We start from the raw sequence: 8861 nt of genomic DNA on the forward strand, positions 1-8861 counted from the left end.
CGTACTCGACGCCCAGTACGACAACTCCTGAGGACTCGAACGCCCGCTTCGACGTCCCGCACCCGCATGCCCCGCCCAGTCCTCCGAAGTCGTCGTACTCGAGCTCGAGTACGACGACTTTCGAGGACTCGAGCAGCCCGAGGTGGCACGCTCGACGCATGAGCGCCCAGAAGACCGGCCCCACCGACGCGAGCGTCGACGAGTTCCTCGCGGCGGCCACCCCGGCACGCCGCCGAGAGGACGGAGTCGCGCTCGCCGCCCTCTTCCGCGACATCACCGGCGCGGAACCGGTGATGTGGGGGCCGTCGATGGTCGGCTTCGGCAGCTACCGCTACGTCTCCCCCTCCGATCCGCGCCGCACCGGCGTCTGGCCGAAGACGGCGTTCTCGCCGCGCAAGGCGCAGCTCTCGCTCTACGGACTCAAGGACCTGCCCGAGGGAGCCACCCTGCTGCCCGAGCTCGGCCGGTACACCGAGGGCGCCGGCTGCGTCTACGTCCGCACGCTCGACGACGTCGATCTCGACGTGCTGCGGCGCCTGGTCGCGATCGCCTTCTCCCGGAGCGACGACCCGACCCCTTAGCTCACCAGGGCCGCGCGTCACCCGCATGGCGCAATACATGTCGTGCGAGCGGATGACCCCGGTCGGTCCCCCGGGACGACGACGCGGCACGCGGATCCGAGGATCGTGGATCAGGTCGGAGCGCATCCCGCGCTCCGCATCCGAGGAGGATCCGATGCAGACCGCCGCAGCCGACACCCGCTCCCCGGTCAGGGCGACCGCGGGCTCCGGACGCCTGCGGCGCGTCGCCACCGCTCCCCTCCGCGGCGCCCTCTCGGTCGTGTTCGTCACGACCGTCGTCGCCGGCAGCGTGCTGCAGGGCGTCGGCTACCTCAGCAACGTCGGCCTGCGCGCACTCGACGAGCCGCGCGCACTCTGACCCCGATCCGCACCCGCATCCGCACCGACTCCGGAAGGCCCCCCATGCTCTCGACCGACTCCGCCCGCCCCGACTCCGCCGTCGCGCTCCTCGGCTCCGGCGCCCTGCCGCTGACCGTCATCGAGCTCGGCGACAGCGTCGACTTCTACCTCGCCAGCGTCGGCCACCGCGGCTGACGCGCGCGGGGCTCAGTCCCCGCCGCCTCCGCCACCGCCGTCGCCGCCCGAAGAGCCGCCGGAGTCCGAGGATCCGGACCCGCCGTCGTCCGACTCGCTGTCGGCGCGGTCGTCCGAGCGGCTGTCCGACGATCCGGACGTGGCACCGCCACCTCCGTCACCCGCTCGCCGGTCGGGACGGCCGGGTCCGCTCGGCCCGCCCGGACCGTTCAGCATGCTCCGTTTCTGCAGCAGCAGCACGATCACCGATCCCACGACCAGCACTCCGACGACCAGCGCCACGGCCGTTCCGATCGCACTCCCACCCATGACGACTCCGCTCGCTCGCTGCGCGCCCGGTGCGCGTCGCGGCCAGCCTAGGCAGGGACTCCCGCAGCCGCCTCCGTCCGGGGGCGGAAGCGAGCGCCGCGCTACGGTGTGCGGGTGCCGACCGAGAGACAGCCGACGATCCGCGACGTCGCGGTGCGGGCGGGCGTCTCCTACCAGACCGTGTCGCGGGTGCTCAACGACAGCCCTCAGCTGCGCCCGCGGACCCGGGAGCGCGTGCTGGCCGCGATCAGCGATCTCGGCTTCCGGCCCAGCGCTGCGGCGCGGGCGCTCGCGACGAGCCGCAGCGGGCTGATCGGGATCCTCGCCGCCGAGAGCCACAGCTTCTACGGCACCGCCACCGCGATGGCCGCGATCGAGCAGGCGGCGCGGGACGCCGGGTACCGGGTGCCGGTCGTCAACGTCGCGTCGCCCGATGCGGAGTCGCTCGCCGACGGGCTCGAGCACCTGCAGCGGGAGTCGGTCGAGGCGATCGTCGTGCTCGCCCCGCAGGAGCGCGCGCTCGAGGCCATCGAGAGCCTGTCGATCGGAGTGCCGTTCGTCACCCTCGGCGCGGCCGGGCGCGGAGCGGATCCGCGACTCCTGGTCGACCAGGCCGCCGGAGCGCGGCTGGCCACCGAGCACCTGCTCGCCCTCGGGCACCGGCGGATCGCGCACCTGGCCGGCCCCCAGCACTGGGTCGAGGCGCACGCGCGGCTCGAGGGGTTCACGACCCGGCTCGCCGAGGACGGCCTCGAGCCCGCCCGCGTGCTCGAGGGCGACTGGAGCGCCGAGTCCGGCTACCGCGCGGGACTCCGACTGCTCGACGAGCTCCCCGACCTCGACGCGGTCTTCGCGGGGAACGACCAGATGGCGCTCGGACTCCTGCACGCGTGCGCCGATCGCGGCGTGAGGGTGCCCGCGGACCTGAGCGTCATCGGCTTCGACGACGTCCCGGAGGCGGCGCACTACCTGCCGCCGCTGACCACCATCCGCCAGGACTTCGCCGAGGTCGGCCGCCGCACCATCGGCGTCGTGCTGGCGGAGCTGCGCGGCGAGACCGCGGCGGTCGACCTGCCCGTCGCGCCGCAGCTGGTCGAGCGGGCATCGACCGCGCGCTCCGTCCGCTGAGGAGCGAATTCGCCCCTGCTGATCGAGTAGGCCGCGGAGGGGCCGTCTCGAGATCCACCACCGCAGAGGCCGGGGGCGACGGACCGCCGTCCGTCGGCGGGGGGTCTCGATACGCCCCTGCGGGGCTACTCGACCAGCGGGAGGGCGGGCGGCCACCAGGAGAGGGCGCGACCACGCCCTGCTGCAGGGCGGGCGGCCACCGGCAGAGGGTGCGACCACGCCCTGCTGATCGAGTGGGCCGCGGAGCGGCCGTATCGAGATCCCCACCGCTGAGGACAGGGGCGAAGGGTCGCCGTCCTTCGGCGGGGGTCTCGATACGCCCCTGCGGGGCTACTCGACCAGCGGGAGCGAGGGAGGGCGGGCCGCCACCGGGAGAGGGCGCGACCACGCCGAGGTTCTGCAGGCGCAGCCTCGTTGCCAAGCCCGAGGTGCGTCGCCTACTCTGGCTCCTGGCTTTGTGAACGGTCACATCGCCCGAGCGAGGAGCACGATGGACCAGCGACGGCCCCCTTCCGCCCCCGGTGGAGACGCGATCACGAGCGGCGCGACCGCCCTCGGGATCGAACTCGGATCCACCCGCATCAAGGCCTGTCTCGTCGACGCCGCCGACCCGTCGGTCGTGCTGGCGACGGGCAGCCACGAGTGGGAGAACCGGTTCGTCGACCGGCGCTGGACCTACTCCCTCGAGGACGTCTGGTCGGGACTGCAGTCGGCCTTCGCCGACCTGGTCGCCGATGCGCAGCAGCGCCACGGAGTCGCTCCCACCACCTTCGGGGCGCTCGGCGTCTCGGCGATGATGCACGGCTACCTCCCGTTCGACGCGAGCGGCGAGCTGCTCGTGCCGTTCCGCACCTGGCGCAACACCAGCACCGGCCCGGCGTCGGAGCAGCTCACCGAGCTGTTCGGCGCCAACATCCCGCTGCGCTGGTCGCTTGCCCACTTCCACCAGGCCGTCCTCGACGACGAGCCGCACGTGGCCGACGTCGCCTTCCTCACGACCCTCGCGGGCTACGTGCACTGGAAGCTGACGGGCCGGAAGGTCCTCGGAGTCGGCGACGCGTCGGGCATGGTCCCGACCGATCCGGCGACGACCGACTACGACACCTCCGTGCTCGAGGCGTACGACGGCCTCGTGGCCGGTCGCAGCCTGCCCGCGCTGCGCGACCTGCTGCCCGAGGTGCTCCCCGCGGGCGCCGAGGCCGGCGAGCTCACCGCCGAGGGCGCTCTGCTGCTCGACCCCACCGGCGCACTGCAGGCCGGCGTGCCGTTCTGCCCGCCCGAGGGCGACGCCGGCACCGGCATGGTGGCCACCAACTCCGTCGCCCCGCGCACCGGCAACGTCAGCGCCGGCACGAGCATCTTCGCGATGGTCGTCCTGGAGCGGCCGCTCGCGAGCGTCCACCACGAGCTCGACCTGGTCGCGACTCCGGCCGGCGACCTCGTGGCGATGGTGCACTGCAACAACGGAGCGAGCGAGCTCGCGACGTGGGTGGGCCTCTTCTCGCAGTTCGCCGCGGCGCAGGGCCTCCCGGCCGACAGCGACGCCGTGTACGGCACGCTCTTCCGCGCAGCGCTCGAGGGCGACGCCGACGCCGGCGGACTCCTCGCCTACAACCACCTCGCCGGCGAGCCCATCGCGGGCCTGGTCGAGGGACGTCCGCTCGTCGTCCGCACCCCGGACTCGCGACTCACGCTGCCCAACTTCATCCGCGCGCAGCTCTACGGCGTCTTCGGCACCCTCGCGCTCGGCATGCGCGTGCTCGCCGAGGAGGGCGTCGAGCTCGACGCCATGTACGCGCACGGCGGCATGTTCCGCACGGCCGGAGTCGCGCAGCGCTTCCTCGCCGGCGCGCTCGACGCGCCCGTGGCCGTCGCCGAGACGGCGTCCGAGGGCGGACCCTGGGGCATCGCGGTGCTCGCAGCCTTCCGCCGCGACGGCGGGGGCGACCTCAGCGCGTACCTCACCGACCGCGTCTTCAGCGGCTACTCCTTCGAGACCGTCGCCCCCGACTCCGGGGACGTCGCCGGCTTCGCCTCGTACCTCGAGCGCTACCGCGCCGGCCTCGCCGTCGAGCGGACCGCCGTCGAGACCCTCACCGACACCCGACCCACCGCACAGGGAGAGACCGCATGACCTTCGATCCGGCCACCGAGGAGGCGATCGCGCGCGTCCGCGAGGACGTCGCCCGCCTGCACTCCGAGCTCGTCCGCTACGGCCTCGTGATCTGGACGGGCGGCAACATCTCGGGCCGCGTGCCCGGCGCCGACCTGTTCGTCATCAAGCCCAGCGGCGTCTCGTACGACGACCTCGCTCCCGAGAACATGATCCTGTGCGACCTCGACGGCGTCGTGGTCCCGGGCAGCGCCGGCAGCGACCGCAGCCCCTCGAGCGACACCGCGGCGCACGCCTACGTGTACCGCGAGATGCCCGAGGTCGGCGGAGTCGTGCACACGCACTCCACCTACGCCACGGCCTGGGCGGCGCGCGCCGAGGCGATCCCGTGCGTCATCACGGCGATGGCCGACGAGTTCGGCGGCGAGATCCCGATCGGCCCGTTCGCGATCATCGGCGACGACTCCATCGGCCGCGGCATCGTCGCGACCCTGACCGGGCACCGCTCGCGCGCGGTCCTGATGCAGAACCACGGAGTGTTCACCATCGGCAAGGACGCGAAGGACGCCGTGAAGGCGGCCGTCATGGCCGAGGACGTCGCGCGCACCGTGCACCTGGCGCGCCAGGGCGGCGAGCTCGTCCCCATCCCGCAGGAGTCGATCGACGCCCTGTTCGACCGCTACCAGAACGTCTACGGACAGAACCCCACCGGAGCCATCGCATGAGCCGAAGCATCATTCCGAATCTCGCCACCCGCACCGTCTGGTTCCTGACCGGCAGCCAGGACCTCTACGGCGAGGACACCCTCCGCCAGGTCGCCGAGCAGTCGCAGGCCGTCGTCGCCGAGCTGAACGCGGCGAGCGCGATCCCCGTCACGATCGAGTGGAAGCCGGTGCTGAAGAGCTCCGACGCGATCCGCCGCACCATGATCGAGGCCAACGCGGACGACTCCGTGGTGGGCGTCATCACCTGGATGCACACCTTCAGCCCGTCGAAGATGTGGATCCACGGCTTCGACGCGCTCGCCAAGCCGCTGCTGCACTTCCACACCCAGGCGAACGTGGCCCTGCCGTGGCAGGACATCGACTTCGACTTCATGAACCTCAACCAGGCCGCGCACGGCGACCGCGAGCACGGCTACATCCTCAGCCGCATGAGCGTGCCGCGGAAGACGGTCGTCGGCCACGCCAGCGACGCCCGCGTGACGGAGTCGATCGGCATCTGGTCGCGCGCCGCGTCCGGCTGGGCCGCCTCGCAGAGCATGAAGGTCGCCCGCTTCGGCGACAACATGCGCAACGTCGCCGTCACCGAGGGCGACAAGACCGAGGCCGAGATCCGCCTCGGCGTCAGCGTCAACACCTGGGGCGTCAACGAGCTCGTCGAGCGCGTCGACGCGGCGACGGCCGAGCAGATCGACGCTCTCGTCGCCGAGTACGTCGAGAGCTACGACGTGGTCGCCGAGCTGCTCCCCGGCGGCGAGCGCCACGAGCCGCTCCGCTACGGTGCGGCGGTCGAGATCGGGCTGCGCTCGTTCCTCGAGGAGGGCGGCTTCGAGGCGTTCACCGACAGCTTCGAGGACCTCGGCGGGCTCCGCCAGCTCCCCGGCCTCGCGGTGCAGCGCCTGATGGCCGACGGCTACGGCTTCGGCGGGGAGGGCGACTGGAAGACGGCCGTCCTCATCCGCATCGCCGCAGTCATGGGCGCCGGGCTCCCCGGCGGCACCAGCCTCATGGAGGACTACACCTACGACATGACGCCCGGCGAGGAGCTGATCCTCGGTGCGCACATGCTCGAGGTCTCGCCGTCGCTGTCGTCGAAGCGCGCCACGCTCGAGATCCACCCGCTGGGCATCGGCGGCCGCGAGGACCCGGTGCGCCTGGTCTTCACGGCGGATGCGGGACCCGCCGTCGTCGTCGCGCTCAGCGATGTGCGCGAGCGCTTCCGCCTCGTCGCGAACGCCGTGCAGAACGTCGAGCCGCCGCAGACGCTGCCGCACCTGCCGGTCGGCCGCGCGGTCTGGCAGCCGGCTCCGGACTTCAGCACCAGCGCCGCCGCGTGGATCACCGCGGGAGCGGCCCACCACACGGTCATGACGACGCAGATCGGCGTGGAGGCGTGGGAGGACTTCGCCCGCATCGCCGGCGTCGAGCTGCTCGTCATCGACGAGGGCACGACGCTCCGCGGCTTCGAGAACGAGCTGCGCGCGAACGCGGCGTACTACCGCCTGTCGCAGGGCCTGTAGCGCCCGCGGCCCGAGCGGCCGTCGCCCTTGCTGATCGAGGAGGCCGCAGCGCGGCCGTCCCTGCTGATCGAGGAGGCCGCGGCGCGGCCGCCCTTGCTGATCGAGTAGACCGCTGCGCGGCGGTATCGAGATCCCGCATCCTCCGGAGCGGCGGGTCTCGATACGCCGAGGTGCGGCTACTCGACCAGCAGGGATCCCGATGATCGCGCGCGGCCCTCTCGGATCCGCGCCTCCGAGAGAGGCGGAGACCGTTCGTTGCGCGCCACGACGAATGCTCCCGTTCGGGGGGAAACGGACAGGAGGAGGCCGTAAACTCGGACCTTCGGAGCAGCCCGGGGGTCGGGCTCTCCGCGAGGTGCGGGAGGGTCGCAGTGGCAGTCGGATTCCGCCAGGACGGTCCCCTCCGCCCTCTCGGTCGGGCCCGCCTGCAGCCGGTCGCCGACGCCGACGCCGCTCGAGCACCCCGCCGCAGCCGGCTGGCGGCCGTGGTGTCCATGCCCTCCGGGCCCGGCCTGGTGCGGCCCTCCCCCCTCGCCCAGCCCTGGGAGTCGGCGCTCATCCGCCTCGTCCGCGCCGGCGCTCCCGCCGCCGAGCTGCGCGAGGCGACGGCGTCGTCGCCCGAGGGCGCGAGGGTCGCCGCCGTGATCGAGCTCGCCCGCGATGCACTCGGCCGCGGGGACGACGACCGGGCGCAGCGGATCGCGGGCCGGCTGGTGCGCTCCCGCTACGACCCCGCGTCCGACCCCTTCCTGGCGCGCTACGGCCTCTCGCTCTCGGTGCGCCTCCCGCTCAGCGCCGGCCTGGACGTCACGGTCCCGCTGGACGCGACGGCGCTCCGCCTGGTCTTCGCGGAGCTCGCCGACGCCGACGACCACGCGGTGGCGGCCGCGGCCCTCGAGACCCTCGCTCCCTCGACCCTCGCCGCCGCGGCGCTCGCGTCCCTCTACTCCGCCCGCCGGCGCTGGACCGACGTGGCGGTGCTGACGGCGGGCATCGTCAACGTCGACGCGGCGTCGGCGGCCGCGCTCATCCGACGCGGGGCGGCTCTGCGCGAGCTCGGCCTCATCGAGAGCGCTCTGGACGCGCTCGACAAGGTCGTGCGGCCCAACGTCACGACCGCCCGGCCGGTCGAGCTGCGGGCCGAGGCGCTGTTCGAGCGCGCCAGCACCCATCTCGCCGACGGGCGTCGCGCGCCCGCGCGGCGGGACCTCGAGCGCGTGCTCGTGCAGTACCCCGAGAGCACCGAGGCGCGCGAGCTGCTCGCCGCTGCGAGCCGCTGAGCGCTGCCGGCACAGCGGGTTCCGCGGCGCGGTCGTCCCGGGGCCTGCCCGTCGGCGACGCGCAGCACCACCTGGGCCGAGTTCTATCGAGGCGGGGGAGGGGAAGTCAACCGTCTCGCTCGGGACGCACGTCAGACCTACCGTGATGACGCACCCGAGGAGGACCTGGATGGCTGTGACGCGCTTGATGCTCGACGGCGTCGACTACACGTTGGCGCCCGAGATCGACCTGGACGCGCTGCGCTCGGCACTGCTGGACGGCGTCTCGAGCGTCGGCAGGTGGGTCGGCTTCGCGTCGCTGAACCGCGGGGTCGTGCACGCGCTGATCACCCCGGCGAGCAGCGTGCGCCTCGAGGAGCACCCGGACGCCCCGGTCGAGTTCACCTGGGACGGCGACCAGGCGGGGTACGACCTGGACTTCAGCTACGGGATCTCCTGAGGCCGGTCGCCGACCGGGCGGCGGGGCGCTGGGCCTCGGGGGACGTGGATCTCGATACGGCCGCGAGCGGCCTACTCGATCAGCAAGAGGTGCACCGCGAGGCGGCCTCCTCGATCAGGAGGGAGTGGGACCGCGAGGCGGACTGCTCCGTCAGCAGGGGGTGGGGCCGAGAGGCGGACTGCTCCGTCAGCAGGGGGTGGGGCCGAGAGGCGGCCCCACCCCCTGCTGACGGAGC

At 73.2% G+C, this 8861-nt stretch carries 10 protein-coding genes; 9 read left to right on the top strand and 1 reads right to left on the bottom strand.

The window, feature by feature from the left end:
• The first annotated feature begins 158 nt into the window (after positions 1 to 158).
• From NB037_RS03630 to NB037_RS19420, 3 genes are all read left to right on the top strand, one after another.
• Entirely contained in the window at positions 159 to 581 is a 423-nt protein-coding gene (locus tag NB037_RS03630) for a DUF1801 domain-containing protein (RefSeq protein WP_251943745.1), read from the top strand.
• Between the two features lie 154 nt (positions 582 to 735).
• Complete coding sequence (locus NB037_RS03635; protein WP_251943747.1) at positions 736 to 939, top strand: hypothetical protein; 204 nt, start codon at positions 736 to 738, stop codon at positions 937 to 939.
• Positions 940 to 983: 44 nt separating this feature from the next.
• Positions 984 to 1115 carry a hypothetical protein gene (locus NB037_RS19420; protein ID WP_279308549.1) on the top strand — a complete coding sequence of 44 codons (132 nt, stop codon included), beginning with the start codon at positions 984 to 986 and terminating at the stop codon, positions 1113 to 1115.
• Between the two features lie 12 nt (positions 1116 to 1127).
• Here the strand turns inward: NB037_RS19420 and NB037_RS03640 are convergent, their stop codons facing one another.
• Entirely contained in the window at positions 1128 to 1424 is a 297-nt protein-coding gene (locus NB037_RS03640) for a hypothetical protein (protein WP_251943750.1), read from the bottom strand.
• A gap of 114 nt (positions 1425 to 1538) precedes the next feature.
• On the opposite strand from NB037_RS03640, the gene NB037_RS03645 reads away from it, so the two are divergent.
• The 6 genes from NB037_RS03645 (at position 1539) to NB037_RS03670 (ending at position 8626) form a co-directional block, all read left to right on the top strand.
• Entirely contained in the window at positions 1539 to 2552 is a 1014-nt protein-coding gene (locus NB037_RS03645) for a LacI family DNA-binding transcriptional regulator (protein ID WP_251943753.1), read from the top strand.
• A gap of 490 nt (positions 2553 to 3042) precedes the next feature.
• Entirely contained in the window at positions 3043 to 4686 is a 1644-nt protein-coding gene (locus tag NB037_RS03650; RefSeq protein WP_251943756.1) for a xylulokinase, read from the top strand.
• Positions 4683 to 5390, top strand: coding sequence for an L-ribulose-5-phosphate 4-epimerase (locus NB037_RS03655; RefSeq protein ID WP_251943759.1), 708 nt, complete (start codon positions 4683 to 4685; stop codon positions 5388 to 5390). Before NB037_RS03650 ends, NB037_RS03655 begins: the two co-directional genes overlap by 4 nt.
• Positions 5387 to 6907, top strand: coding sequence for an L-arabinose isomerase (gene araA / locus NB037_RS03660; RefSeq protein WP_251943760.1), 1521 nt, complete (start codon positions 5387 to 5389; stop codon positions 6905 to 6907). Before NB037_RS03655 ends, araA begins: the two co-directional genes overlap by 4 nt.
• Positions 6908 to 7278: 371 nt before the next feature.
• Positions 7279 to 8187, top strand: a complete 909-nt coding sequence (locus NB037_RS03665; RefSeq protein ID WP_251943764.1) for a tetratricopeptide repeat protein — start codon at positions 7279 to 7281, stop codon at positions 8185 to 8187.
• A 169-nt stretch (positions 8188 to 8356) separates the two neighbouring features.
• On the top strand, positions 8357 to 8626 hold the full coding sequence (locus tag NB037_RS03670) for a hypothetical protein (protein WP_251943767.1): 270 nt from the start codon (positions 8357 to 8359) through the stop codon (positions 8624 to 8626).
• The last annotated feature ends 235 nt before the right edge of the window (positions 8627 to 8861 follow it).

Source organism: Rathayibacter rubneri (assembly GCF_023743255.1).
Taxonomy (GTDB): domain Bacteria; phylum Actinomycetota; class Actinomycetes; order Actinomycetales; family Microbacteriaceae; genus Rathayibacter; species Rathayibacter rubneri.

Excerpts from the sequence above, each read along its gene's own strand:
- NB037_RS03630 (WP_251943745.1), top strand. The coding sequence starts at position 159 with ATGAGCGCCCAGAAGACCGGCCCCACCGACGCGAGCGTCGACGAGTTC.
- NB037_RS03635 (WP_251943747.1), top strand. The coding sequence starts at position 736 with ATGCAGACCGCCGCAGCCGACACCCGCTCCCCGGTCAGGGCGACCGCG.
- NB037_RS19420 (WP_279308549.1), top strand. The coding sequence starts at position 984 with ATGCTCTCGACCGACTCCGCCCGCCCCGACTCCGCCGTCGCGCTCCTC.
- NB037_RS03640 (WP_251943750.1), bottom strand. The coding sequence starts at position 1,424 with ATGGGTGGGAGTGCGATCGGAACGGCCGTGGCGCTGGTCGTCGGAGTG.
- NB037_RS03650 (WP_251943756.1), top strand. The coding sequence starts at position 3,043 with ATGGACCAGCGACGGCCCCCTTCCGCCCCCGGTGGAGACGCGATCACG.
- NB037_RS03655 (WP_251943759.1), top strand. The coding sequence starts at position 4,683 with ATGACCTTCGATCCGGCCACCGAGGAGGCGATCGCGCGCGTCCGCGAG.
- araA (WP_251943760.1), top strand. The coding sequence starts at position 5,387 with ATGAGCCGAAGCATCATTCCGAATCTCGCCACCCGCACCGTCTGGTTC.
- NB037_RS03670 (WP_251943767.1), top strand. The coding sequence starts at position 8,357 with ATGGCTGTGACGCGCTTGATGCTCGACGGCGTCGACTACACGTTGGCG.